Source organism: Vibrio sp. 1F255 (assembly GCF_041439145.1).
GTDB classification, from domain to species: Bacteria; Pseudomonadota; Gammaproteobacteria; order Enterobacterales; family Vibrionaceae; genus Vibrio; species Vibrio crassostreae_C.
Window position 1 is genome coordinate 62,246 of sequence record NZ_JBGONQ010000015.1, and the last position, 26,616, is coordinate 88,861.

23 protein-coding genes are annotated in these 26,616 nt (G+C 45.5%); 6 read left to right on the forward strand and 17 right to left on the reverse strand.

Translation table 11 applies throughout. From position 1 onward, the window contains the following. Nucleotides 1-128: 128 nt before the first annotated feature. The 8 genes from gabT to ACED41_RS10580 form a co-directional block, all read right to left on the reverse strand. Nucleotides 129-1,400 carry a 4-aminobutyrate--2-oxoglutarate transaminase gene (gabT, locus tag ACED41_RS10545; RefSeq protein WP_017065005.1) on the reverse strand — a complete coding sequence of 424 codons (1,272 nt, stop codon included), beginning with the start codon at nucleotides 1,398-1,400 and terminating at the stop codon, nucleotides 129-131. Nucleotides 1,401-1,415: 15 nt separating this feature from the next. Next, complete coding sequence (locus ACED41_RS10550; RefSeq protein ID WP_017065006.1) at nucleotides 1,416-2,843, reverse strand: NAD-dependent succinate-semialdehyde dehydrogenase; 1,428 nt, start codon at nucleotides 2,841-2,843, stop codon at nucleotides 1,416-1,418. A gap of 93 nt (nucleotides 2,844-2,936) precedes the next feature. After that, nucleotides 2,937-4,019 carry an agmatine deiminase gene (gene aguA, locus ACED41_RS10555; RefSeq protein WP_017065007.1) on the reverse strand — a complete coding sequence of 361 codons (1,083 nt, stop codon included), beginning with the start codon at nucleotides 4,017-4,019 and terminating at the stop codon, nucleotides 2,937-2,939. A gap of 11 nt (nucleotides 4,020-4,030) precedes the next feature. Next, a complete protein-coding gene (aguB, locus tag ACED41_RS10560; RefSeq protein WP_017067340.1) occupies nucleotides 4,031-4,897 on the reverse strand; it encodes an N-carbamoylputrescine amidase in 867 nt (288 codons plus the stop codon). Between the two features lie 21 nt (nucleotides 4,898-4,918). Further along, entirely contained in the window at nucleotides 4,919-6,196 is a 1,278-nt protein-coding gene (locus ACED41_RS10565; RefSeq protein ID WP_017067341.1) for an FAD-binding oxidoreductase, read from the reverse strand. 30 nt (nucleotides 6,197-6,226) lie between these two features. Continuing rightward, complete coding sequence (locus ACED41_RS10570) at nucleotides 6,227-7,711, reverse strand: aldehyde dehydrogenase (protein ID WP_017065010.1); 1,485 nt, start codon at nucleotides 7,709-7,711, stop codon at nucleotides 6,227-6,229. A gap of 36 nt (nucleotides 7,712-7,747) precedes the next feature. Further along, nucleotides 7,748-8,305: an HTH-type transcriptional regulator PuuR gene (gene puuR / locus ACED41_RS10575; RefSeq protein ID WP_017065011.1), complete on the reverse strand. Its 558-nt coding sequence runs from the start codon at nucleotides 8,303-8,305 to the stop codon at nucleotides 7,748-7,750. Nucleotides 8,306-8,321: 16 nt separating this feature from the next. Further along, on the reverse strand, nucleotides 8,322-9,068 hold the full coding sequence (locus tag ACED41_RS10580) for a gamma-glutamyl-gamma-aminobutyrate hydrolase family protein (protein ID WP_017065012.1): 747 nt from the start codon (nucleotides 9,066-9,068) through the stop codon (nucleotides 8,322-8,324). 342 nt (nucleotides 9,069-9,410) lie between these two features. Between ACED41_RS10580 and ACED41_RS10585 the strand changes: the two genes are divergently transcribed. Both ACED41_RS10585 and ACED41_RS10590 read left to right on the forward strand, forming a co-directional pair. Further along, the gene (locus ACED41_RS10585) at nucleotides 9,411-10,754 is read left to right on the forward strand and encodes a glutamine synthetase family protein (protein WP_017065013.1); all 1,344 of its coding nucleotides are present in this window, start codon (nucleotides 9,411-9,413) and stop codon (nucleotides 10,752-10,754) included. A 17-nt stretch (nucleotides 10,755-10,771) separates the two neighbouring features. Beyond that, nucleotides 10,772-12,247: a Na+/H+ antiporter NhaC family protein gene (locus ACED41_RS10590; protein WP_017067343.1), complete on the forward strand. Its 1,476-nt coding sequence runs from the start codon at nucleotides 10,772-10,774 to the stop codon at nucleotides 12,245-12,247. A gap of 109 nt (nucleotides 12,248-12,356) precedes the next feature. On the opposite strand, the gene ACED41_RS10595 is transcribed toward ACED41_RS10590, so the two are convergent. The 5 genes from ACED41_RS10595 to gcl form a co-directional block, all read right to left on the reverse strand. Beyond that, nucleotides 12,357-12,971 carry a TetR/AcrR family transcriptional regulator gene (locus ACED41_RS10595; RefSeq protein WP_065584813.1) on the reverse strand — a complete coding sequence of 205 codons (615 nt, stop codon included), beginning with the start codon at nucleotides 12,969-12,971 and terminating at the stop codon, nucleotides 12,357-12,359. A gap of 163 nt (nucleotides 12,972-13,134) precedes the next feature. Further along, nucleotides 13,135-14,445 carry a glycerate kinase gene (locus ACED41_RS10600; protein WP_371724936.1) on the reverse strand — a complete coding sequence of 437 codons (1,311 nt, stop codon included), beginning with the start codon at nucleotides 14,443-14,445 and terminating at the stop codon, nucleotides 13,135-13,137. 242 nt (nucleotides 14,446-14,687) lie between these two features. Beyond that, nucleotides 14,688-15,584 carry a 2-hydroxy-3-oxopropionate reductase gene (locus tag ACED41_RS10605; protein ID WP_017067345.1) on the reverse strand — a complete coding sequence of 299 codons (897 nt, stop codon included), beginning with the start codon at nucleotides 15,582-15,584 and terminating at the stop codon, nucleotides 14,688-14,690. 37 nt (nucleotides 15,585-15,621) lie between these two features. Beyond that, on the reverse strand, nucleotides 15,622-16,398 hold the full coding sequence (gene hyi / locus ACED41_RS10610) for a hydroxypyruvate isomerase (protein ID WP_017075254.1): 777 nt from the start codon (nucleotides 16,396-16,398) through the stop codon (nucleotides 15,622-15,624). Between the two features lie 152 nt (nucleotides 16,399-16,550). Then, nucleotides 16,551-18,323 carry a glyoxylate carboligase gene (gene gcl / locus ACED41_RS10615; protein WP_371724937.1) on the reverse strand — a complete coding sequence of 591 codons (1,773 nt, stop codon included), beginning with the start codon at nucleotides 18,321-18,323 and terminating at the stop codon, nucleotides 16,551-16,553. 313 nt (nucleotides 18,324-18,636) lie between these two features. On the opposite strand from gcl, the gene aceB reads away from it, so the two are divergent. Both aceB and ACED41_RS10625 read left to right on the forward strand, forming a co-directional pair. Further along, nucleotides 18,637-20,262 (forward strand): malate synthase A, encoded by a 1,626-nt coding sequence (gene aceB, locus ACED41_RS10620; RefSeq protein WP_371724938.1) that lies wholly within the window; start codon nucleotides 18,637-18,639, stop codon nucleotides 20,260-20,262. Between the two features lie 101 nt (nucleotides 20,263-20,363). Continuing rightward, entirely contained in the window at nucleotides 20,364-20,804 is a 441-nt protein-coding gene (locus tag ACED41_RS10625; protein ID WP_008220964.1) for a heme-binding protein, read from the forward strand. Nucleotides 20,805-20,903: 99 nt separating this feature from the next. Here the strand turns inward: ACED41_RS10625 and ACED41_RS10630 are convergent, their stop codons facing one another. Beyond that, nucleotides 20,904-21,386, reverse strand: a complete 483-nt coding sequence (locus ACED41_RS10630; protein WP_017061583.1) for a MarR family winged helix-turn-helix transcriptional regulator — start codon at nucleotides 21,384-21,386, stop codon at nucleotides 20,904-20,906. A gap of 123 nt (nucleotides 21,387-21,509) precedes the next feature. Between ACED41_RS10630 and ACED41_RS10635 the strand changes: the two genes are divergently transcribed. Both ACED41_RS10635 and ACED41_RS10640 read left to right on the forward strand, forming a co-directional pair. Next, nucleotides 21,510-22,403, forward strand: a complete 894-nt coding sequence (locus ACED41_RS10635; RefSeq protein WP_017067653.1) for a DMT family transporter — start codon at nucleotides 21,510-21,512, stop codon at nucleotides 22,401-22,403. Nucleotides 22,404-22,735: 332 nt separating this feature from the next. Beyond that, complete coding sequence (locus ACED41_RS10640; RefSeq protein ID WP_017067652.1) at nucleotides 22,736-23,650, forward strand: DMT family transporter; 915 nt, start codon at nucleotides 22,736-22,738, stop codon at nucleotides 23,648-23,650. A gap of 108 nt (nucleotides 23,651-23,758) precedes the next feature. Here the strand turns inward: ACED41_RS10640 and ACED41_RS10645 are convergent, their stop codons facing one another. From ACED41_RS10645 to ACED41_RS10655, 3 genes are read right to left on the reverse strand one after another with little or no spacing between them, the layout of a single operon-like run. Then, nucleotides 23,759-24,940 (reverse strand): MFS transporter, encoded by a 1,182-nt coding sequence (locus tag ACED41_RS10645; protein ID WP_371724939.1) that lies wholly within the window; start codon nucleotides 24,938-24,940, stop codon nucleotides 23,759-23,761. Continuing rightward, nucleotides 24,930-26,078, reverse strand: coding sequence for a phosphotransferase (locus ACED41_RS10650; protein ID WP_371724940.1), 1,149 nt, complete (start codon nucleotides 26,076-26,078; stop codon nucleotides 24,930-24,932). The genes ACED41_RS10645 and ACED41_RS10650 overlap by 11 nt, the downstream gene beginning before the upstream one ends. Before the next feature lie 11 nt (nucleotides 26,079-26,089). After that, nucleotides 26,090-26,374 carry a GNAT family N-acetyltransferase gene (locus tag ACED41_RS10655; protein WP_371724941.1) on the reverse strand — a complete coding sequence of 95 codons (285 nt, stop codon included), beginning with the start codon at nucleotides 26,372-26,374 and terminating at the stop codon, nucleotides 26,090-26,092. Nucleotides 26,375-26,616 lie beyond the last annotated feature (242 nt).

Genomic DNA, 26,616 nt, shown 5'->3' on the forward strand with positions numbered 1-26,616 from the left:
TCGGCCTTACTTATTCATTCACAGCCCCGTCCTCAATGTGTAAATACATTTCAGGAAGGGACATTATAAGCACGAAAAGAATATCTACAATGACCTTTATATTAAAATACAATGTCTTAACTCAAATCCTAAACAACTTCCAGAATAATTTTCTCAAGCTTATCTAAGCCTTCGCTGAGTACTTCAGATTCAATAGTTAATGGTGGAAGCAGACGAATTACATTCGCTTTTACACCACACGAAAGCAGAATAAGACCATTTTCTTGTGCTTTCGCTATCACCGCTTTAGTTAAGTCCTGCAATGGCTTGCCTGACTCTGGATCAGTAAACTCAATAGCCATCATCGCTCCAGTGGTACGTATTTCACCAATAGCTGGAACCGATTCCTGTAGCTTGCTCATACGGGCATTCACAACCTCACCAATGCCCATTGCTTTAGCACACAATTGCTCTTCTTCGATAATTTTTAGGACTTCTAAACCAGCCACACACCCCAACGGAGAGCCAGCGTAAGTACCACCTAAGCCACCTGGTAGTGCCGAATCCATAACACCGGCTTTTCCCACTACTGCTGAGATAGGGAAACCACCCGCAATACCTTTTGCCATTGTTATCATGTCGGGTTCAATGCCCAGATATTCAGTGGCAAACATTTTACCCGTGCGCGCAAAGCCCGTTTGAATTTCATCCGCGATAAGCATAATGCCGTATTTGTCACACAACTCACGCAGGCCTTGAGCAAACTCCGCGGGGGCTTGATAGAAACCGCCTTCACCTTGCACAGGCTCAAAGATTATCGCCGCCACGCGTGATGGCTCAATATCACACGCAAACAAATCATCGAGCGCTTGCAGGCTTTGTTCTGTGCTTACGCCATGAAAAGCATTTGGGTAAGGTGCATGAAATATTTCATTTGGAAATGGGCCAAAGCCCGCTTTGTAAGGCGCGACTTTACCAGTTAGCCCCATGGTCATATTAGTACGGCCGTGGAAGCCACCTTTAAAAGCAATCACACCACTGCGGCCAGTATGAGCTCTCGCTACTTTCACAGCATTCTCAACCGCTTCAGCTCCTGTTGTCAGGAAAATCGCTTTTTTATCACTGTCACCGGGGGCGAGTTCTGTGAGCTTTTCTGCCAGTTCAACAAAGGAGGCATAAGGCGTCACCATAGCACAAGTGTGTGAAAAGTTATCCAGTTGAGCCTTTACCGCTTCGTTGATACGCTTATTTGCATGCCCTGTATTCGTTACCGCGATACCAGCAGCAAAGTCGATATATTTATTTCCATCCACATCCCACACGTGAGCATTCTCTGCTTTTTCGACATAAAGTGGGTACAGTGCGCCCATGCCTTGAGCGATAACTTCGCTTCTTCTTTGATGTAGTTGTTGATTTGTCATTGTCATGTCCTTTGATTAGTTGCCGCCAAAGCAGAGATATTTGATGCTCATGTATTCATCGATACCTTGTTTTGCCCCTTCACGCCCGATACCGGACTGCTTAACTCCACCGAAAGGGGCTACCTCGGTAGAGATCATGCCTTCGTTAATTCCTACCATGCCGTACTCCAGTGCTTCTGCTATCTTCCATACACGGTGGATATTTTGGCTATAGAAGTAAGACGCTAAGCCATAGATAGTGTCGTTAGCCATTTCGATAAGCTGTTGGTCATCATCAAATTTGATCACAGGAGCGACGGGGCCAAAGATCTCTTGCGAGATAATATCCATATCATGCGTAACGTTTTTGAGAACGACAGGTTGCATGAATAGACCATCAAGAGTTTTCGGCTCAGTAACTGGTTTCGCGCCCTGTTCGATTGCGCCGTCAATGAGGGACTGAATACCTTGTTTTGCTGATTCGCTGATTACCGGACCAACATTTACACCCTCTTCTAGACCATTGCCTACTTTAAGCTGCTGCACTGCTGCATCGAATTTTTCAACAAACTCATCGTACACCTTGTTATGTACATAAAAACGGTTAGCGCAGACGCAAGTTTGACCGGCATTACGAAACTTAGACGCCATTGCACCAAGCACAGCCGCATCAATATCTGCATCATCAAATACGATAAATGGTGCATTTCCACCGAGCTCCATTGACGTTCGCTTGATGTCGTTTGCACTTTGCTGCATCAGCACTCTTCCAACTTGCGTAGAGCCCGTGAAAGAGAGCTTACGAATCAGAGGATGTGAGGTAAAAATACCGCCAACTTGACGAGAATTCGCGCCCAATACCACTTGCAGTACATCACGAGGAATGCCCGCTTGATATGCTAGCTCAGCTACAGCAAAAGCAGATAAAGGTGTGGATTCAGACGGCTTCACAATAAAACTACAGCCAGCCGCAAGTGCTGGACCTGCCTTACGAGTTATCATTGCAATAGGAAAATTCCACGGAGTAATCGCACAAGCTACTCCAATAGGTTGTTTCATAGTTACAAGGCGTTTGTCGCTACTTGGCGCTGGAATTGTCTCACCATAGGTACGCTTCGCTTCTTCAGCAAACCACTCGATAAAGCTTGCGCCGTACAACACCTCACCTTGTGCTTCTGCCCATGGCTTGCCTTGCTCTAACGTCATCAGGCGACCGAGATCTTCCTTGTTATCAAGTAACAACTGATACCATTTTTGTAGTAAACCAGAACGGGTTTTGGCTGGCAGCAAAGCCCACTCTTTTTGCGCGAAGCTTGCACGCTCGACCCCATCTAAAATGTCATGTTCAGACGACACTGGTGCATAACCAAGTATTTCACCCGTCGCGGGGTTACTTACAGCAATACCTTGGTCTTGATTTAGCACCATAAACGACAGCAATGATTGATTTGTAATTTGTTGCATGGGGATTCCTTTTGACAGCTTTACCTTGGCGTCTACTGATAGTTACCCTACCAAGCAGAAAACCAATAGTTCATTGTTTTAATAATGGTTTTCCTAAGCAGGGATCTGCTGAGTAATGCAGTGGATGTTACCTCCACCCAGCAAAACCTCACGCGTTGGTATACCAACGACTTGATGTTCAGGCATCGCTTGCCGCAATATTTTTATTGCCTGCTCGTCAGTTCTATCATCGAGCAATGGCAAAAACACATAACCATTCGCGATAAGAAAGTTGGCATAAGAAGCACTTAACCTTTCCCCTGCATCACGTGTCATTCCATCACTTTTATCAATTCCGCTTGCTTCTGCTTCGCTATAGTGCAAAGGCCCTGGCAACGGTAAACGGATGATTTCAATCTCTCGACCTTTAGCATCAGATTGATCTTTTAACACTTGTTCCGCCTGACGAGATAATGCGAATTGTGGGTCTGATGGATCATCTGTCCAACTCAATACCACTTTCCCCGGGGCAATTACATGCATCAAATTATCAACATGTCCGTCAGTTTCATCATCGAATAGTCCTTTAGGCAGCCAAATGACCTTTTCAATACCTAGATATTCTTTGAGATGTGTTTCTATCTGTTGTTGATTCAACTCAGGGTTGCGTCCCGGACTAAGCAAACACTCTTCTGTTGTATATAGCGTACCTTCGCCATCAGTATGAATTGAGCCCCCCTCTAAAACGAATGGGGCGTTGTAGTGATCAATTCCGATAATGTCACATACTGAGCTAGCCACTAGGTCGTCCTGCTGCCAGTTTTCATAGAGGCCATTATAGTCACCACCCCAAGCGTTAAACTGCCAGTTGATTCCACGACGCTCGCCGTCTTGATTCACCAACACTGTGGGCCCAATATCACGCATCCACGCATCATTGAATGGGATTTCAACAAGCCGAATATCTGAATGAAGCAATGTTCTCGCCTTATCAAATTGCTTCGCACTCACGGCGACACAAACCTTAGTCACTTCTGCTATTGCATTCGCAATGCTAGCGAATGTTTGCTGGGCAGGAAGGGCGTTATCACGCCAATTGTCTCGTCTTTCTGGCCAAGCCAACCAAACTTCTTCAATAGGATGAAACTCAGCTGGAAAGTAGAACCCATCTTGCAGTGGTGTTGTCGATAACTGCATAGTCTGCCCCTTTAAACTGCTAGTTTGCCCACAGAGCCATATAGATCTGGGCGGCGGTCACGGAACAGCCCCCACGAGTGACGCGCTTGAGCCGTTGCGGCTAAATCAATCTCCGCGTAAATGATAGCTTCCTCATCACGTGGCGCTTCTGCCAACTTGCCACCAGTATGATCGGTAATAAAAGAAGAACCGTAGAATGTGGTTTCAATGCCATCATCACATTCTGTGCCTACGCGATTAGACGCAATCACAGGAACCAAGTTTGCAGCGGAATGGCCTTGCATAGTGCGTTGCCAGTGATCACGAGAATCTAAAGTTGGATCTTGTGGTTCGCTGCCAATAGCGGTTGGGTAAAAAATGGCTTCTGCACCATGTAACGCTAAGCTACGAGCAAGCTCGGGAAACCATTGATCCCAGCAAATACCAGCGCCGAACTTACCAAACTGGGTTTGCCATACTTTGAAACCAGTATCTCCAGGACTAAAATAGTATTTTTCGCTATAACCCGGACCATCCGGGATGTGTGATTTGCGGTAGTTATCTAGCACAGTGCCATCGGCATCAATCATCACTAATGAGTTAAAGAAGGTATTGCCCGCTTTTTCAAAATAACTAACTGGAATCACGACCCCGAGTTCTTTTGCCAATGCACTCATCTCTGTTATCAACAGACAATTGTCTACTTCCTCAGCCAACTCAAAATACTTAGCTTCTTGCTTCTTACAAAAATAAGGAGCAGCGAACAATTCCTGCGGCAAAACCACATTGGCACCGTTACTCGCAGCTTCACGAATCGCTTGCTTAGCTTTATTTAGGTTATCTTCCAGATCCCAGCTTTTGGTCAGTTGCAGGGCCGCGAATTTTACTACTCTACTCATTGGATGTTCCTTATCGTCCGGTTAGATAGCCAGTTTATCTCTTAGGTTGTAATACGCTGCGCCAACTGCTGTGAATGGTATTTGGAAGTGACGTCCACCAGGGAAGGCGTAGTGCTTGAGTTGTGCGAAGGCATCAAATCGTTCGGCATGCCCTGTTAAGGCTTCTGCCAATAACTTGCCAGCCAAGTGAGTACAGGTAACTCCATGACCACTGTAGCCTTGCAAATAATAAATATTGTCGTCGAATGCGCCGAACTGCGGCATACGTGAGTAGGTAAGTAAGAAGTTACCAGTCCATGTGTAATCAATCTTGATACCTTTAAGTTGAGGGAAAATACCTTCTAACTTAGGACGAATCAGAGACTCAATGTCTTGAGGGTCACGAGCGCCATAAACCACCCCGCCCCCAAACAACAAGCGTTTGTCGGCACTCAATCGGAAATAGTCCAGTAAGTAATTACAGTCTTCAACGCAGTAGTCACTTGGTAAAACCTGTTTTAGTTGCTCATCGGTAAGCGGCTCTGTCGCCACGACTTGAGTTCCACATGGGATGGCTTTGTTACTGATATTCGGAGCCAACCCACCTAAGTAGGCGTTGCCAGCTAACACCAAGTATTTACTCTTCACGCTACCGCTCGCTGTTCTTGCAACAGGATTCGCACCTTTTTCAATGGACGTTACCGCTGATTGTTCAAAAATTTGGCCACCAAGAGAAACAAATGCTGCGGCTTCCCCCAATGCGAGTTTAAGCGGATGAATGTGCCCACCTCGCATATCAAGCAAGCCACCGGTGTAAGCTTGAGTACCAACCGCCTCTTCTACTTGGCTAGCATCCAACATGGTGAGCTGGTCATTACCATATCGCTCCCAGTTTTTCTTATGATGCTCTAAACCTATTAACTGCTTTTTGTTTAGCGCGGTAAATAGGCCACCGCGTTTGTGGTCACACTCAATATCGTATTTTTCGATTAGGCCACGAATGACATCTCCGCCTTCGAAAATCATGTCACACAGGGCTTTAGCCTGGGGTTGGTCGTAACGGCTTTCTATTACATCAACATCTCGGCTGTAGCTATTGACGATCTGTCCACCATTACGACCAGTTGCTCCAAAACCAACTTTGGCACTCTCTAGTACCACTACCTTAAAACCTTTCTCGGCTAAATGAAGAGCCGAAGATAAACCTGAAAACCCAGCCCCAACCACACACACATCACACTCAATGTTGTCTTGCAGTTGTGGGAACACTGGCATGTTCGGGATAGAGTGGGCGTAAAACGAATCCGTATGCTTATTCATAGTGATATTCCTTTATTAATCATCAGCAGGCTAAGGGTGAAGGCGAATCCAAGTGGTTTTGGTTTCTGTGAATTTTTCGATGGCGTGCAGTGATTTATCACGGCCGTTACCACTCATTTTGAACCCACCAAAAGGGACGGTCATATCACCTTCGTTGTAGTTGTTCACCCAAACAGAACCTGCCTGAAGCTGTTTAGCTACACGGTGTACGCGGTTAATGTTATTGCTCCAAAGCGCCGCACCTAAACCGTATTTTGAGTCATTGGCGATTGCGACGGCTTCAGCTTCATCTTTAAATGAGATAACACAAAGTACAGGACCAAAGATCTCTTCCTGGGCGACACGCATTTTATTGTCAACGTTATCAAGAATGGTCGGCTCAACAAATGCACCTTTGCCTTCAACATCACCCCCGCAACGAAGAACTGCACCTTCCGCTTGGCCAAGCTCTATATATTCAAGCACTTTTGATTTGTGACCTTGATCGATGAGCGCTCCCATCGAAGATGAGGTGTCCATTGGGTCTTTCGGCATAAAGGATTGAGCCGCAGAAATGACTTTATCAACAAAGCGATCTTTGATGCTTTCGTGCACTAATAAACGAGTTGCAGCGACACAGACTTCGCCTTGGTTATAGAAGCAACCACCAGCGGTTTCTGCGGCTGCACGATCGAGGTCTTCGCAGTCTTCAAATACGATATTGGCATTCTTACCACCAGCCTCAGCAAACACACGCTTAAGATTGGTTTCACCAGAACGAACCATTAATTGACCAGCAATACGAGTGGAACCCGTAAATGCAATACAGTCGACGTCATGGTGTTTCGCTAAAGCATCACCGGCTTCATGGCCAAAGCCTGTAACGACTTGAAAAACGCCACGTGGTAAGCCTGCTTGATTGGCGAGTTGACCAATATAAATAGCAGTGAGAGAAGATTTTTCAGAGGGTTTAAGAATAACGCTATTACCTGCTGCTAATGCAGGGCCAAGTTTCCAGCAAGCTAACCATAATGGAAAGTTCCATGGAACTACCGCTGCAACAACACCGATAGCTTGATGAGAAACAAAGGCGTGTACATCTTGTTCCGTTGGCGCGACTTCCCCATACACTTTATCGATGGCTTCTGCATACCAACGCAGTGCACTTGCAGCACCAGGGATATCGGTTGAAAAGCTATGGCTGATTGGCTTACCCGTATCTAGGGTTTCCAGCAACGCAAGTTCTTCACGATGTTGGTCAATCAGCGTTGCAAATTGGCTGAGTACCGCTTTGCGATATGACGGAGCGCTGTTGCTCCATTCACCAGAAAGGAAAGCTTGACGAGCACATGTTACCGCAAGCTCAACATCTTCTTCTTGGCAACGAGCTATCTGGGTCAGTGTCTCGTCGGTAGCCGGGTTAACAACATCTAGAGTTTCTCCACTGATAGCTGCGCTATATTCGCCATTAATAAAGGCACGATTTTCGATGTTTAGATTGTTTCTCAGTTCAATCCATTGTTCTTGGGTTTTCATACGCTCTCCTTGTTATCACAACAAGGCAAGGCCCACTTAGAATGTGGTTGGCGTATGCGCGCTTATCATTCGACAAGCCTTGTCTGTGTGATTTGTGAACTTGTGCGGCTGCGTCGTATCAATAATGTACGATTCACCTTGTTTAAGGACAAAAGATTGCTCTTTGTATTCCAGAGTGATTTCGCCCTCTAAAATAGTGCCGATCTCTTCGCCTTCATGTTTAATTTCCGCCGCACCCGTTGTGCCGTGGGGGGCATACTCTTCAATCAAAAATCCAATTACCTGTTCTTTGCTGCCGTTGGTTACCAATTTCATTGAAACCGACTCACTGCCCATTTCAACCAACTCTTCAGGTGCAACGACAACCTTCACTTCATCGCTTTTGGGTTGTTCAAGTGTGAAAAACTCCGAAAGAGATAAAGAAAAAACATTCACTATTTTTTGCAACGAACTTACTGAAGGGCTTACCTTCGCATTCTCAATCGAAGAGATCGCGCTATGTGTAATACCTGCTCGTTCGGCTAATTCTCGTTGTGACAATCCATGTTCTTTTCTTAATCGAACAATATTTTTACCAATCTCTTGGTTGTCCATGTAGGTGGCTCCTAACTTATAGAGAGGCCGCCATCATAAATTCTTTAAACAAAATTTGAGAGAAATGATTCGTTTTTGCTTTCCATTCTGGGTGCCACTGCACGCCAACAAAGAATTTTTGCCCTGGAAGACTAAACGCTTCCACTAAACCATCCGGTGCTTTAGCTTCCACAGTCAGTTGGGGAGCTAATTGGTCAACCCCTTGGTTATGAAGAGTATTAACCTCAAAAAAGATAGTGTTTTCCCAATGATTTTCAGTCAGCCATTTCTCAAACAAACTTTGTTTTTGCACCAACACCGCGTGTGATGGAGCGTACTTTTCCTCAAAGTCTTCGACCTCACTCTCTCTATGGTCGTTGAAACCTGAATCATGAACTGCTGGGTTCAGTGAGCCTCCCAGAGCAACATTCATCTCTTGAAATCCACGGCAAACACCAAAACACGGAATGTCTTTGTCTATCGCTTGACGAATCAAAGTAAAGGAAAGCTCATCTCGAGCTTCATCTTTCTTAGACTCTTCATGAGTGCCGTTGTAATGATGTGGTGCCACATTTGAGTGACTCCCCGGAAATAAAAAACCGTCGCAGATGTTAAGAAGACGCTCAACGTCTTCACTTGCCATATCCGGAGCCAATATCAGTGGCAACCCACCAAAGTCTTTCACAGCCGTGAGGTAAAAATTATTCACTGCCTGTATTTGATAGCCACCCAATTCTTTAGCGCAACTAACAATTCCAATAATGGGTTTGCTTGTTCTAGACATGTTACTTCCGTGCTCGATTTATTTAACACTTACACTACAAATCATGTACAAAATTATCAACACCGATGTTCGATATTATGACCAAAGCGTGACCAAACCAACCTTTTTGGTCAAAAAAACGACTAATTTTGGACATTATATTGAGCAAAACACAATCAACTGTTACAAAATAGTTAACAGAAACATCTTTCAATAAAATTGTAAATTTCAAAGTAATCAACGCAAGCTTATGTATTAAAAGGAAATAACCTTTAAAACTAGACTTTAGTCTAATTAGTACAATTGACTTGTTTCTTTTTTATTACTTTTAATTTACCAAATAGAGGCTAGTTGGAGAACACAATGGAATCGTATCTACAGGAAGTTAAAAATTTTCGACAAAAATGGCCCAACATCGAGTTTGTTGATCTGATTTTTACCGACATCAATGCCACACCAAGAGGCAAGCGCATCCCAGTAAGTGCACTACACAAGCTGCATAAAGGAGTAGCTCTTCCCCTCTCGACAATTACTTTAGATACCAAAGGTAATGTGGTTGAAACAGCAGGGTTAGGTGAAGAATTGGGAGAACCAGACAACATGTGTTTCCCAATTGCGGATACATTGATGCCTACCGCTAAAGAGCAAGTGGGCCAAATAATGTTGAGTATGATGGATGAGTCAGCCCACACCCCAAACCCGCTCTTTATTCGTAATATCGTCAGTGAAATTCTCGAAAAGTTACACACCAAAGATCAACATCCATGTGTTGCCTTAGAGCTAGAGTTTTACTTAATAGACAGGAAGCGGGGTGAGATGGGAGCACTACAAACAGCCATCAACCCAAACAAAAAATCACGAGAAAAAGATACCGAAGTCTATGACTTAGATGGTTTGGATGATTACGCAGACTTTTTGGCCGATCTTAACAAAGTCGCTCAAGAACAAGGGTTAAATACTTCGGGGGCACTATCTGAATCCGCCCCAGGACAATTCGAAATTAACTTCAACCACTCTAAAGATGTACTACGAGTGTGTGATGAAATCATCATCGTCAAACGCCTAATTCGTCAAATTGCTAATCAACATGATTTCGATGCTACCTTCATGGCTAAGCCATTTAGTGAGCAAGCTGGTAACGGTATGCACATCCACCTTAGCTTGGTGGATTCCAACGACAATAACCACTTCAGCCAACAAGATGGTGAACCCAGTAATCTCTTTTATCAAACCATGGCCGCGATGCTTGCTCAAACATCCGATTCCATGGCCTTGATTTGCCCTAACGTTAACTCTTACCGCCGCTTTGTTCCAGGAGCTTACGTGCCAACGAAAGCAGACTGGGGCGAGAACCATCGTGGTGTCGCACTGCGTGTTCCTATCAGCGACAGCAACAATCGCCGAATTGAACACCGCATTGCGGGAGCTGACGTTAACCCTTACATTCTCGCTGCAGTAGTACTATCCGCAGTATTAGCGAGTGAAAACTATACCAAAGACCAATGTCCTAACTCCCTCAGTGATGATGCAATAGACTTACCTCTGCGTATGTCTGAAGCTCTCGATCAGCTAGAACGCAGTGAGCTGACCCCGTACATCTCTAAAGAGTTTGTCGATCTATATTTAGCTTGTAAACGAAGTGAACTGGCGGAGTTTGAACGCGCCATCACTCCATTAGAAATCGACTGGATGTTGCACTCAGCATAAACAAAGGAACTACACGTATGACTACGCAAACTAAGGCGTTGGACGCGCCGCTGAAGATCAACAGTCAACACATCATGGTATCTCTATTGGTTGTCGCGACTTTCATTTTCTTCACATCAATTGGATTGAACCACCAAGAAGGAGAGGCCTATGGATGGATGAGCCTTCTCCCTACCGCACTTGTTTTGGTATTCGCCCTAACTACACACCGCACCGTAGAGGCGCTTTTTAGTGGTACCATCGCTGGTGTACTACTACTCAATCCTGCGCAAGCCGTTGAGCAAATTGTCGGCATATCGATGGATGTAATGATGAACGAAACCATTGCATGGATCGTTCTAGTTTGCGGACTGATGGGGGGATTAATCGCAATTCTCGAAAAAGGCGGCAGTATTTTAAGCTTTTCAGATATGTTGGTCACAAAGGTTAAGAGCCGTAAACAATCTATGCTGATGACCTTTTTCCTCGGCATCATGATCTTTATTGATGACTATCTGAACGCGATCGCTATCTCATCATCGATGAAGAAGATTACTGACGGATACAACATCTCCCGTGAAAAACTATCTTATCTAGTCGATTCCACCGCTGCGCCGATTTGTATTCTGGTGCCAATATCAACATGGGCTATTTTCTTTAGCTCACTGCTTGAAGCGAATGGAGTGGCTGAAGCTGGTGAGGGTATCAAAGCATATATTGAAGCGATTCCATACATGGCTTATGGCTGGGTTACGCTGATAATCGTCCTTCTCGTTGCGTTAGAAAAGATGCCGGATTTAGGCGCAATGAAGCAGGCTGAGGAACGAGCGAAGAAAGGTCAAGTACGTCCTGACGGTGCAACAGACATCGACTTTGGCGCAGATATTACAGCGCACACCAACCCAACGATGGGATTAATCAACTTCCTATTGCCTATGGTGGTGTTAGTTGGTGCAAGCTGGTACTTCGGTATTGATCTATTAGCAGGCGTATTTGTCGCAATTATCTTTACTATCTGCTTCTATGGTGTTCAACGTCTAATCTCAATGAATGATATGTTTGAAGCTGTCTACGACGGAATCAAAGTTATGCTGCTGCCATTGGCAACGGTGATTGGTGGATTCATGCTGAAGTCTGTGAATGATTCTCTAGGAGTGACACAATATGTCATCGAGACAGTAAGCCCTTATCTATCGGCGTCTTACTTCCCAGCAATTATCTTTATGATCACCGGTGCATTGGTGTTTGCTACCGCATCTTCTTGGGGAACTTTTGCAGTTGCTATGCCAATCGTATTGCCTCTAGGCGAACAACTTGGCGTACCTCTACATTTAACTATTGCGGCTCTGCTTTCGGCATCAGCAGCGGGCAGTCACTCATGTTTCTTTAGTGACTCAACGGTATTGTCAGCTCAAGGTTCCGGGTGTACCTCAATGCAACACGCAACCACTCAATTCCCCTACGCATTGATAGGTATTGTCGCAACAGCTCTCTTCTTCTTGTTAGTTGGCTAAGCCTCATACAGCTAAAATACAAGCGTAAAAAATGCCTTATTCTACGATAAGGCATTTCAATTTCCTGAAGAGCAAGCTTAAAGCAACTCTCAGCAAGACTCTCCAGCTTTCAAGTGCTCCCTTTCACACCACAGCCTTTAATCACTAGCTGAGTGATGAACTCAGCGGCATCGGCATAGTCTTTATCATCGAGTTGGTCCTTCTGCATCACGCTGCAAATCTGCCAGCCAAAATCGGCGTAGGTTTGAGTTGCCGCCCAGATGGTAAACATCAGGTGATGAGCGGGAACATCGTCCATTAGGCCCTGCGCCGACCATGTCGAGAACTTATCAAGAATCATCTGGGATTGCTTATACAGCTCGTCACCAATCTCTTTCGGCAATACTTTAGCGCCAGACATCACTTCATTGGCAAATACCTTAGAAGCATGTGGATGGTCGCGAGAAATGATCAGCTTGGTTTGAATATATTGAGACAAGGCTTCAACAGGATCGCTCAACTCTTCAATCGGACGAGACGCTTCTAGTAAAGGCTGAGTGACGGTTTCAAGCACAGCGTTGTAGAGCTTATCTTTTGAGCTGAAATAGTAGAAGACGTTGGGTTTGGGAATGTCGGCCGCTTTTGCGATATCAGCCATTTTTGTTGCGGCATAACCATGAGTGGCGAATTGTTCACACGCGACTTCGATGATTAAATCTTGATTCTTTTGTCTGATCCTAGACATATTGCATCCTTTACAGCTCGTTACTAAAATCATAGTAATCAACGTGCTTCATTAGTCCAGAAGATAATCTCAGAACTCAAGGTCACCGCATTGATAACAATAAAATGGCCGCTCTATTTGTTAAGAAGCGACCATTCCATACCGTGTTTTTGAACTGTTCAAGTTAAAGAATCAATATCGCGCGGAAGTCATTCACATTGGTCAGCGTTGGCCCCGTGGTTAGAAGCACATCGACTTGCTTGAAAAAATCGTAGCTGTTGTTCGCATCGAGATAGTCTTGCGCTTTAAGCGACAGGCTCGAACCTAGTTGCCATGTTTGAGGCGCGATCCATGCTCCCGCATTGTCTTCAACACCATCAATCCCGTCGGTATCAGCAGCCAATGCAAATATGTTGTCTTGGCCTTTAAGCTCGTTATACAAGCTCAACAAGAACTCACAGTTACGCCCACCGCGACCATTCCCTTTAACGGTTACCGTGGTTTCCCCGCCGGAAAGTATCACGCAAGGCGTCTCAAATGGGTGCTTGTTATTAGCCACTTGTTTGGCTAGCGCAGCATGCACCTTCGCGACATCTCGCGCTTCTCCCTCTATGCAATCACTCAACACATAAGCGGGAATACCCAAGCCTTCAGCTTCTGCAGCAGCGGATTCCAATGCCGACATTGGTGTCGCGATAATATGGTGCTCCGCGTTCTTCCAACATACGTCATCTGGTTTAACCGTCTCTGACTCTGGATTATTTAGCCATTCAAATGCCGAGCGTGGTGTTTCTATTTGATAACGTTCTAAAATGGCCATCGCATCAAAACGCGTGTTGGTGTCGGGTACGGTTGGGCCCGATGCAATCACACTAATGTCATCGCCCGGCACATCAGAAATCGCCAAAGATACGACTCTTGCTGGGTAAGCAGCCTTTGCTAGTCGCCCACCTTTAATCGAAGATAAATGCTTGCGAACACAGTTCATCTCATCAATGGCAGCGCCTGATTTAAGCAACGCCTTATTGATTTGTTGCTTCTCTGCTAGGCTGATGTCACCACCGGGCAAACTTAGCAAAGCAGAGCCACCGCCTGACAGTAGGCAAATAACCGTGTCGTCAGCGCTCAAGCCACTCACCAATTGCAGCATACGTTGGCTTACCTCTAAGCCCATCGCATCTGGTACTGGATGCGCCGCTTCAATCACCTCAATGTGTTCGCAAGGTGCGGTGTGCTCATAACGAGTCACCACTAAGCCTTCAAGATCACGCAGTGCGAGATCTTGCTGTTTCTTTGCCTGCCAAACCGCTTCAAGCTCTGCGGCCATCGACGCGGCTGCTTTTCCTGCTCCTATCACCACAGTACGCCCGGCTTGATTAGCAGAGCGATAAAAAATGTCTTGAGGAAGAAAAGGTTCGATGTGATTTTTAGGTAGCGCCTGATTAACAGCACTTGAGAAAAGGGTTTGTAGAAACTGCTTAGCATCAATGTCCATCAGCCACTCCTTAGTTGACGGAGAAAAAAAGAACCCCGATACAAGGCCAAAGGGTGCCTGCTAAGATCAAGTTGGAAAGGAACAACTTCAACCTCTGCCCTGTATCAGGAACGCGTATAAAAGGAGACGAAACTACGCGATTTATAAACAAACTGTTGGGCTACGAATCGATAGCAGCCCTAATTAATTAACTGATAATCGGTTGATTGACTAACCACTAAACGGACAAACCGTTAACTAGATTAACGAATCGAGTGGTCAGAACGTTTCTCAATCGCTTGGATAAGCGCAGAGTGGTCCCAACCTTCGCCACCCATTTCGGCACACTCGCCAAACAACTCTTGAGCGTTAGCCGTATTAGGTAGTGCGACACCCAATTCTTGAGCGCCCGTTAGCGCTAAGTTCAGGTCTTTCTGGTGAAGCGAGATTCTAAAGCCCGGGTCGAATGTGCCTTCAACCATACGCTCACCGTGCACTTCCAATATCTTAGAGTTAGCAAAGCCACCTAATAGCGCCTGACGTACGCGTGCTGGATCAGCGCCAGCTTTTGAAGCAAAAACTAACGCTTCAGACACGGCTTCGATATTCAGAGCAACGATGATTTGGTTAGCCACCTTACACGTTTGGCCTGCACCGTTGTCACCCACCAGCGTGATGTTCTTACCCATGATTTCAAATAGAGGTCGCGCTTTATCGAAGGCATCTTGCTCGCCGCCCACCATGATAGTCAGCGCTGCATTGATCGCGCCCACTTCACCACCTGATACCGGTGCATCAAGGTATGAAGCACCACCTTCATTGATTCGCGCTGCAATTGCTTTGGTCGCGATTGGCGAGATCGAACTCATGTCGATAACCAGTTTCCCAGCTGCACCGCCCGCCATTAGGCCTTTCTCAACACCGTTGTCACCAAACAGGACATCTTCCACTTGAGGGGTATTCGGCACCATTAGGATAATGATATCCGCTGCTTCAGCCGCTTCCGCTGGTGAGTGGCAGACCGTTGCACCCGCTGCCACAAGATCGGCAGGTGCTGCATTAAAGTGATCCGACAGAATCAAATCGTGACCTGCTTTTTGAAGGTTACTCGCCATAGGTTTCCCCATGATGCCAGTTCCGATAAATGCAATTTTAGACATGTTGTTCTCCTTAACGTTTGAGGGTTACCAGACGCAATTAACGGTACTGGTGTAGCCAACCAAGGCCTTCTGTCGTTGTCGTTTTAGGTTTATATTCGCAGCCAACCCAGCCTTGATAACCAAGCTCATCAAGATAATTGAGCACGAATGGGTAATTGATTTCTCCAGTCCCCGGTTCGTGTCGACCTGGATTGTCAGCCAGTTGAACGTGTGCGATTTGACCAATGTTCTGCTGCATGGTCGGCGTAAGATCGCCTTCCATAATCTGCATGTGATAAATATCGTATTGGATAGAAAGGTTATCGCTCCCTACCTCTTTGATGATCGCTTTGGCTTGCTCAGTCGTGTTCAAGAAGAAGCCCGGAATATCACGGGTATTGATCGCCTCTATCACTAAGCTAATGCCTTCTGCTGCTAGCGCGTTCGCCGCGTAATGCAGGTTAATCACAAACGCCGATTGCGCATCTTGTTGGGTCACACCTTGCGGAACAATCCCGGCCAAGCAATTCACTTGAGTACAACCGAGCGCTTTTGCGTAAGCGATAGCTTTAGGTACACCCGCTTGAAACTCTTCAACTCGTGCAGGGTCGACCGCGATACCACGGTCGCCAGCGTCCCAATCACCCGCAGGCAAGTTAAATAGCACTTGCTCTAGGTTATTAGCATCGAGCTTTGCTTTGATTGCCTGAGCATCAAAGGCGTAAGGGAAAAGATACTCCACACCTTGAAAGCCCGCTTCTGCGGCGGCTTCAAAGCGATCCATAAAATCAACTTCCGTGAATAACATTGACAAGTTTGCTGCAAATTTTGCCATGACTCTGTCCTTATTCTTTATTTGGTGAAACTATGACTGTTTAGTGAAGCAACGGTTATTTGGTGGAGCTACGGTTGCTTAGTAAGCCTCGCTCTATTGGAGACTTTTCGTAGAGCTAAACCTCAGCTCTACGGATACACATTACTTAATGATTACTTGTACGCCAGCGCCGTTGGAGCGTCGCCGCGGCTTTCGGCAAGTGGCTCAAATTCGTTGATGGCGTTGATCTCTACGCCCATCGCAATATTGGTCACTCGCTCAAGAATCAGCTCAACAACAACCGGTACTTTATGCTTATTCATCAACTCTTTGGCTTGTTCAAACGCAGCGGCAATTTGCTCAGGTTCACGAACTCGAATCGCCTTACAACCTAAACCTTCAACTACTGCGACATGGTCTACCCCGTAGCCTTCAAGCTCTGGCGCATTCTGGTTATCAAACGCCAGTTGTACACAATAATCGATATCAAATTGGCGCTGTGCTTGGCGAATCAAACCTAAGTACGAGTTGTTCACCAACACATGAATGTATGGCAGGTTGAATTGCGCACCAACGGCCAGTTCTTCGATCATGAATTGGAAATCGTAATCACCAGAGATAGCAACGATATCGCGATCTGGATCGGCCGCTCGTACGCCTAATGCAGCGGGTGTAGTCCAACCTAGTGGACCTGCTTGACCACAGTTGATCCAGTTACGCGGCTTATAAACATGCAGGAACTGAGCGGCAGCAATTTGCGACAAACCAATGGTGCTCACATAACAAGTGTCACGACCAAATGCCTTGTTCATCTCTTCATAAACACGCATCGGTTTCATTGGCGCTTCATCGAAATTGGTTTTACGCAGCATGGTCGACTTGCGTTCCTGACACTCACTTGCCCAAGCATTTCGGTTCGGCAGCTTGCCAGCATCACGCCACTCTTGCGCCACTTCAACCATTAGCTCTAGTGCTGCTTTCGCATCAGAGACAATGCCTAAATCAGGACAGAACACACGGCCTATTTGGGTTGGTTCAATGTCTACATGTACGAACTTTCGGCCTTCGGTGTAAACATCCACAGAACCGGTATGACGGTTAGCCCAGCGGTTACCAACACCAAACACAAAATCAGAATTAAGCATGGTTTCATTGCCATAACGGTGAGAAGTTTGTAGCCCTACCATACCCGCCATTAACTCATGATCATCCGGAATCGAGCCCCAACCCATTAAGGTTGGAATCACAGGAACACCAGTGATCTCGGCAAACTGCTGCAACAATTCAGACGCGCCAGCGTTAATCACGCCACCACCAGATACAATCAGCGGTTTTTCAGATTGAGACATCATGGTTAATGCTTTCTCAACCTGCGCGCGTGTCGCTTTTGGTTTGTATGGTTCAAGCGGCTCATAGGTATCAATATCGAACTCAATCTCAGCCAACTGCACGTCTAAAGGCAAGTCGATCAAAACAGGGCCAGGGCGTCCAGAACGCATCAAATGAAAGGCTTTTTGAAATGCGCGTGGTACTTGAGCAGGTTCCAGCACCGTGGTTGCCCACTTAGTGACTGGTTTAGCGATAGATTCAATATCAACCGCTTGGAAGTCTTCTTTGTGAAGGCGAGCACGCGGAGCCTGACCTGTAATACATAGGATTGGGATTGAATCTGCAGACGCCGAATAAAGCCCCGTGATCATGTCCGTTCCCGCAGGGCCAGAGGTACCAATACACACACCGATATTGTCTTGATTGGTACGCGTGTACCCTTCGGCCATATGCGATGCACCCTCTACATGTCGAGCTAAGACGTGGTCGATTCCTCCAAGCTTTTTCATAGCCGCATACATAGGGTTAATTGCTGCGCCGGGAACACCAAATGCGATGTCTACACCTTCACGTTTAAGCACTTCTACCGCTGCTTCAATCGCTTTCATAATTGCCATTCGAACCTCCAGTTCAGATTGTATACAATTAAACTAACTTTTGTGTACTATGAACCATCCTCGCTATTTATCAACCCCAGAATGAAACAATTTCGTTACATCAACCCATCGCATTAAGTACGCACTCATCCTGAAAAGCTTACAATTCATTGCTTTACATAAAATATCTTTACGTAAAAATAAATTACAAAAAGATCAAATGATAAATAAATGTTAAATACCGTTTGCTTGTTTACAATTTCTACAATATAAATATCCTTAAAAATAGCATTTTGTATACAAAGTGGCATCGTATTGTTTAAAGGAGACAACAATGATGAATGACGTAAAAGAGAGAGAAGAAGTGCAGTGTATGCAGGTACTCGGGAATATGGACAACTCCGAGTACAAAGAGATCTTGTCTAAAGATGCATTAAAATTCTTAGAAGCTCTCGTCAATAAATTTGGAGATCGCCGTCATGCCCTGCTAAGTGACCGCGACACAAAACAAGCTCAATATGACGAGGGTGAGCTACCCAATTTCAGAAAAGACACCATTTCCATTCGTCAGAATAAAGAGTGGAAAGTGGCAACACCTCCAACAGAGCTACTCGATCGCCGCGTAGAGATCACCGGCCCTATCGAAAGAAAGATGGTGATCAACGCGCTAAACTCAGGCGCGAAAGTCTTCATGTGTTGCTTTGAGGATGCGTCTTCCCCGACTTGGGCCAATATGGTCGAAGGGCAAATCAACCTAAGAGATGCCAACCTTGGAACCATTAGTTACTTCGATGAGAAAAAGCAGAAGAGTTACCAGTTAAACAACGATCCTGCACTGCTGATTGCCCGCCCACGAGGCATTCACTTGCCAGAGCAGTCCATTCAATTCAACAATCAGCCGATAGGCGGTTGCTTGATGGACTTCGCTTTGTACTTTTTCCATAACTATCAGTCACGTGCAAAACAAGGCTTAGGTGTTTACTACTACATTCCCAAGCTTGAGAGCATGGAAGAAGCACAGTGGTGGGACGATATTTTCAGCTTCACCGAAAACTATTTCCACGTACCCAAAGGCACCATTCGTGCGACCGTGTTGATTGAAACTCTGCCAGCCGTATTCCAAATGGAAGAGATCTTATACGCCATGCGTGATCATATCGTAGCGATGAACTGTGGCCGTTGGGATTACATCTTCAGCTACATCAAAACGCTGAAAAACCATAAAGACCGCATCTTGCCAGACCGCCACGGGATCGGCATGGATCAAGAATTCCTCAACGCCTATAGCCAACTGTTGGTGCGCACTTGTCACGCTCGTGGCGCATTAGCAATGGGTGGGATGTCAGCCTTTATTCCAGCAAAAGACCCGCAAGAAATGGCACGTGTAACCGCCAAGGTTATCGAAGATAAACAAAGAGAATCTCAGAACGGACACGACGGCACATGGGTCGCGCACCCTGCACTGGTTGATTTGGCAATGTCGATCTTTGATAAGCACTTAGATGGCAAAGTAAACCAAATGGATTTCCAAAGCCCAGAGCATGTGATCAATGCAGACTCGTTGCTAAAGCCTTGTGAGGGCAGTCGCGACGAAGTAGGAGTACGTAAGAATATACGCATCGCGCTGTATTACATCGAAGCTTGGATTCAAGGCTACGGCTGTGTGCCTATCTACGGCCTCATGGAAGATGCCGCGACTGCTGAGATCTCAAGAGCCAATATCTGGCAGTGGATCCACCACGGGGTAACACTCGATGATGGCCAAACCTTTACCAAATCACTATTCCACTCTTGGCTTTACCAAGAGCTAGACACGATAAAACATGAAGTCGGAGACTCGCGCTATACAGCAGGTCGATTTGAAGAGACAGCTGATCTTTTCTATCAACTTTCTACAGCCGAAGAGTTCGCTGCCTTCCTAACTTTACCCAGCTATGGGCTATTACAAGAGTCCAGTTAGGACTCTTGTACCGAGCTGAATCAGTCAATGATATTCACAACAAGCGTAATGATTGGCTGACTTAGCTTGGTACACGGCCCCTTGAAAAACTAGGAGATAACATGGGAAGTTTGACTCTACAACAAGCGTTAACCATCATTGATGGCACCTTAAAAGCAGGAAACAAGATCCACACAGAACCTTTGACGGTCGCCGTCTTAGACAGCGGTGGCAAGCTGATTTCTCTGCAACGTCAAGACGGCTCTAGCATGATGCGACCAGACATCGCGATTGCTAAAGCGTGGGGAGCACTCGCACTGGGTTGTTCCTCTAGAAAACTCGCCCAAGATGCTGATAATCGACCAGCATTTATCTCCGCCGTAAACGTACTCGCACACGGAAACATGGTGCCAGTGCCAGGGGGCCTACTGATTCGAGATAAGGATAAAACGGTACTTGGTGCGATTGGGGTCAGCGGTGACATCTCAGACATCGACGAAAGTTGCGCCATCAACGGCATTGGTTGTGCAGAACTGTTCAGTGACGAGATGCTGCAAGCTTAACTCGCCAATTCGCTGTACTTGAAGTTCTTAAACAAGCACAAAAAAACCGAAGCAATTAAGCTTCGGTTTTTTATTGAATCTAAAGGAAGATCAGAAAAACTACTCGTACGCGCTCAACCATGTTTTCAGAAGTTGGTTGGTGTTCTTCTTCTGACTCGCAGACAATGATTTAACCAGTTTTTTCTGCATTTCGACATGTTCAGTCATCATTTGGTCAATCAGAATAAGACCATCTTTAGTTAACTGGACACTCACGCTGCGTCTGTCTTCTTTGCTGTGTTCACGACTGATCAGCCCTTTGGCTTCTAGCTTATCAAGGCGATTGGTCATCGCGCCAGATGTCAGCATCATGGATCCAATCAGTTCAGATGGCGTCAGTCGGTAAGGCTTCCCAGAACGTCGCAACGTCGCCAGCACATCAAACTCACCCAGCTTCATGTCGTATTTTTTATGAAGCTCGGCAACTTGCGTCTCCATATACTTGGCAATACGCATAATCCGACCCATCATTGCCATAGGCTCAGTATCTAGTTCGGGCTTTTCCTTTGCCCATTGCTCTACTACGCGGTCGATAGCATCCATTTGCAATCTCGCTCCGTTGTTAGTCTGATTACTTCAAACTAGTTTAACATAAAGATACTTTACAACCACTAGTTCTCAGTATACAGTTCACACAATAGTTATCTTAACGTAAAGATATTTTAAATGAACATATTATTAGCAATGATCCCCGCGTTCTTTTGGGGAACAACCTATGCAGTGACGCAATTTACGCTACAGGAGTGGCCACCATTATTATTGGGTGCTTTGCGTGCGTTACCTGCTGGTTTGTTATTGCTAGCAGTAAAACCAACACTGCCTAAAAAAGGCGAGTGGCAAATCATTTTCACACTGGGCCTTATCAATATCGCGACCTTCTTTGGCTTGATCTTCGTGATGGCGCTAACGCTGCCTTCGGCAATCTCTGGCGTGGGCATGATCTCCGTGCCGGTGTTCGCGATGATCTTCCACTGGGTAGTGAAAAAACAGCGCCCGCATCTGATTCAAGCCCTTTCGGGTATTGGCTTGATCACCTTAGCGTGGATACTGTTTAACCCAAGCCAAATTGCTCTGAACCCAATCGGTTTAGGCGCAATGTTTGCCGCAATAATGTGTATTGTCATCGGCAGCAGCATTACCAAGTCACTGGGTAACCGCATGCACTGGTGGAAGGTATTAACATGGCAACTGATTCTGGGCGGTACGATTTTGTCTGTCGCGTCTGGCGTTCATGCATTCATCGATCCGCAGCCTTATATTAATGCCGTGACTCATTTCGATACTCGTAATGCTATGGGACTCGTATGGGTTATTGGGCTAAACACAGCGCTGGGTTACGGCATGTATGTGTGGTTGCTACAGCGTATGTCGGTGGTTGATTTCACCTTCGGTGGCATCGCAAACCCAGTAGCTGGCATCGTGACCGGTATGGTGTTGATGGGTGAATCATTCACTGCAGTACAATACTCACTAATGACCGGCATGATAGTGATGTCACTGCTACCACAACTTATCCTTGCGGTAAGACAATCCAAACAAGTCAAGCCTGTTACGCAGTAGACGCAGCCTCTTAAACGTATTGTTCAAAAACGCGCCTCATTGAGGGCGCGTTTTTTGTTGCTACGCTAACAGCAATAACCCAACAGCCATACTCGTTGAGTTGACCATTCCTTAAGTTAAATTAAACCTCACAAAGAACAATGACTTTACTTTAACTATCTAAAGCGAATTTATTTTCTATAAAATAATCATACTAGAGATTTAATTTCCACAAAAAACTCAAATTAGAGATAAAAAGACAAAACTTTTCTCCGACTACCTTTCTATACTGTGCCATGTCATTAAGGCGCTACAAGCCTATGATTTAAAATAATTATTAATGAGTAGTCACCATGAATTCGAAGTCGCTAACTATTTTGCTTTTTGTCTCTGTTTGCTTAATTTGGGGAACCACTTGGTTCGCTATGGAAGTAGCATTGCATTCTATCCCACCTATTTTTGCTACTGCGTTGCGCTTTTTACTTGCAGCACCTCTGCTTGCAGTATTGGCGAAAGTCTTCAACCAACCACTGCTGTTCCCTAAAGGTAAGCGCCAATGGCTGCTTATTGTTGCGTTGATGTATTTCGCGATTCCGTTTACGTTGATGATCTATGGCGAGCAATACATCTCTTCAGGTTTAGCGTCGATCATCTTCGCCAACATGCCTGTGGCTGTGATGTTGATGTCTGGCTTATTCTTAGGTCTACGACTAGCGAAGCACCAGATATTCGGGTTGATCGCTGCTGTTGTGAGCCTATGTGTAATCCTTGGTAATGAAATGCAGATGGGTGGCGATGACTACCTAATTGGCACGGTTTGCTTAGGCCTTGCTGTTGCGATTCACGCAGTGATGTATGTGCTGGTTCAAAAGCACTGCAAAGGTATTGAAGTACTGACCTACAACGCCGTACCAAGCCTAATTGCAGCTCTATTCTTATTTGCTGTATCAGCTATAGGTGAAAACGTGAATATTGAATCTTTCACTTGGGACTCAATCTCTGCTGTGGTTTACCTAGGCTTTGTGGCGAGTGTTGGCGGCATTGTGGCTTACTTTAAATTAGGTCAGGTTTCGACACCTTTCCAAGCGTCTATCTGCTTCCTAATCTTCCCAGTGGTTGCGCTGCTGATCTCTTGCTACATCAATGGTGAGGTTCTATCTGAACAGTCACTTGTAATGATGATTCCTCTACTTTGCGGCATCTTACTGACCAAAGCACCAAAGGGAATCTTCAAGCTGCGTACCGAATTAAAAACCGTAAGAAACTGATCCGCGTGAAACCTATTTTGCGGATTAGATATACATATCCCACATAAACAAAAAGCTCCAATATCACTATTGGAGCTTTTTGCTTATTTCATAATATCGAGACCAACATTAACGCCAGCTAAACATTCGCACTTCATTACCTTCTTCAGGTGTCTTAGGAATGTTTAAAGACAACGCCAAAGAAACCGCCGCCATCGCAGCACCAATATAGAAAACCGTTGCAGGAGAAGACAACCAAATCACACCAAACACCACTGGAATAACGACCGCTGCAATATGATTGATGGTGAAAGAGACACCAGCAGTTGATGCCATGTCTGCCGGGTCTGCGATTTTCTGGAAGTAAGTTTTGATCGCCAGCGCCAATGCAAAGAACAGGTGATCGATCACGTAAAGTGCCGCCGCCCATTCCGCGCTTTGCACCAAACCATAACCGACAAACACACCAATCAAGCCAACATACTCGAAGATCAACGCTTTACGCTCGCCAACCACACCGATAAATCGACCAATGCGCTTCGCAAACAAGAAGTTAAATAGGTAATTAACCAAGAACAACAATGTGACGTCGGCAGCCGAGTAACCAAACTTCTCTACCATCAAGAAGCCTGCAAACACAGTGAAGATTTGTCTTCTCGCACCGCTCATAAACGTTAGCGCGTAGTAGAGCCAGTAACGCTTCCGCAGTACCAACTTCTTATTCTGTGTCGTCTTGGTTTGAAACTCAGGGAAGCCAAAGGTCATCACCAAAACTAAAACAAAACCAATTCCGCCAGTGATGCCATACACCCAAGCAAAGTCGAGTTTGAGTTGCTCTAACATCACCCAAATAGAGCCATAAGTGATTAAAGATGCCAACGCGCCAACGGAGATCATCTTACCTAACATCTCTGGTGCTTCTTCTTTACTCAACCATTGCAGTGACAGAGACTGCTTCAGCGTTTCAAAATAGTGAAAACCCGTCGACATCAAAACCGTAGTCAGCAACAATCCAGTGAGTGAAGGGAATAAACCGGTTATCGCCGTGCCCACGGTCAGCATCGCCAGCGATATCAACATAAAGCGTTGCTCTCGAATGAAGGCTAAAACAAACACCACGGTAAACGCTAAGAAGCCTGGGATCTCACGAACACTTTGCAACAAACCAATATCGGCGCCATCAAAGTTCGCCTTCTCAATCACGAAGTTATTAAGTAAAGCCATCCAGCTCGAAAACGCGATCGGTACAACAATCGAAATCAGTAATAAAAAGTTTTGCGGCGTTTTCCAGCTCGCGGTTCTATCGAACATTGACGGACTCCTGTTCGTCTAATTGAGTGAGCACTCGTAAGGTCAACTGCTCAGTATAAGGGTTAATCTTCCAATGCTCTGGGCTCCAGCCTTTTACGAAACGTTGGAAATCGGCCCACGCCACGTAACACATTGGTCGCCATGCTGCTTCTACCTCATCAAATGAAAGGTGTGGCTGATAGTACGCCAATGCCTCTTTCAAGTGTCGGAAGTAAATATCCAGTACCTGTGGCTCAAGTTCAGCGCAGTCTTGCGGCCTCACCGCACTACTCATGAACAAAGCGACATCTTTCATCGCACAACCATGGCCCACATATTGGAAATCGACCGCAGCCGCGCGCTCGCTTTCAGAATCAAAACAAAAATTGGCGAGCTTGGCATCGCCATGGACTAAGGTTTGATATGGACATTCTTTTAATAAACGGTCGATGTGCTTGGCTTGGTTCTTCAATGGTAAATCAGCCAAGGCATTGAGTTCATCAGGGCGTGTATCTAGATGCCAATAAGTACCGACTTGCCACAATGATGACAACTGCTCTTGATTGATATTGATGTGCTTTGCGTGAAAGTTAGCAAGCCATTTAAGGCAAGCATTACGTTGTTTTTGCTCTTCTCTTGTGTAACTAGATGCCTGATAGTCAGAAGCAGCAAGCACATCAAACTGAGAGATCAACGGGAAGCCAATATCCGCTAAGTCTTGCATCACTATCAGCCACTCATTCTCTTCTAGTTCACATTGCAGCCCAACAGGTACAGGGCAGCGCTCGTCCCATTGTTGGGTGAATGACTGATACCAAGCTGTTTCCACTTGGTAAGAGTGTACCTTTCGTTGGTGAGAGAGTTTGGTATTCCAACCCTTTGGGTGTTCAGCTTTATCTGGCAACGCGACATGTTTAACAATCACACTCTTGAGTTCCGCACTGCTTTCTTGAGAAAAGACTAAGCGAACTAACTCGCCATATCCACCCCATAGGCGTTGAATCACTTGGACATCAAACCCTTCATGACAACCCAGCGAGGTCGCTATTTTTTGATAAAGCTCATTTTGATAAAACTCTTGTTGATAAAGCTCTGGCTGATTTTGACTTGAACCCGCTTCAGGTTGAGCTCGATTATTCGACGATATTGATTGAGACATATTACTCGTTGTTATGCTTTATCGGATAGAAGGTGTGACCACTGTGGCTGCCTATTCATGTAGTGAACCACATAGCTACAAACCGGCACAATTTTGAAGCCCGCTTGTTCAATTTCAGGCAATACCGACTCCATCATCACCTTCCCAAAGCCCTTGCCTTGCAGTTCATCAGGGATTCGAGTTGAGGTGATATGCAGTACATCGCCATCCTTTTTATACTTAACTACCGCAAACTGATCTGGTTCTAACTCAACCGTGATCTGGTTCACATCTTGATCCCATTTAACTGCCTGCATTCTCAACTCCTGCAAATAATGGATACGACAAACAATTAAAGTTTGAAGTATGAATTCCTTGTAATAGACTAACGCAAGTGCATATAAATAAAACTAAGTACTTACAATCAAAGAAAATATTATTATAGCGTGTGGTTATAAATAAAATTCAAACCAATTAAAAGCACTCTATAAATTGCGTTAGTACACCTACTAAATCTAGCACGTAACAACCCCTTGTTAGCAAGTTATCAATATCTAAC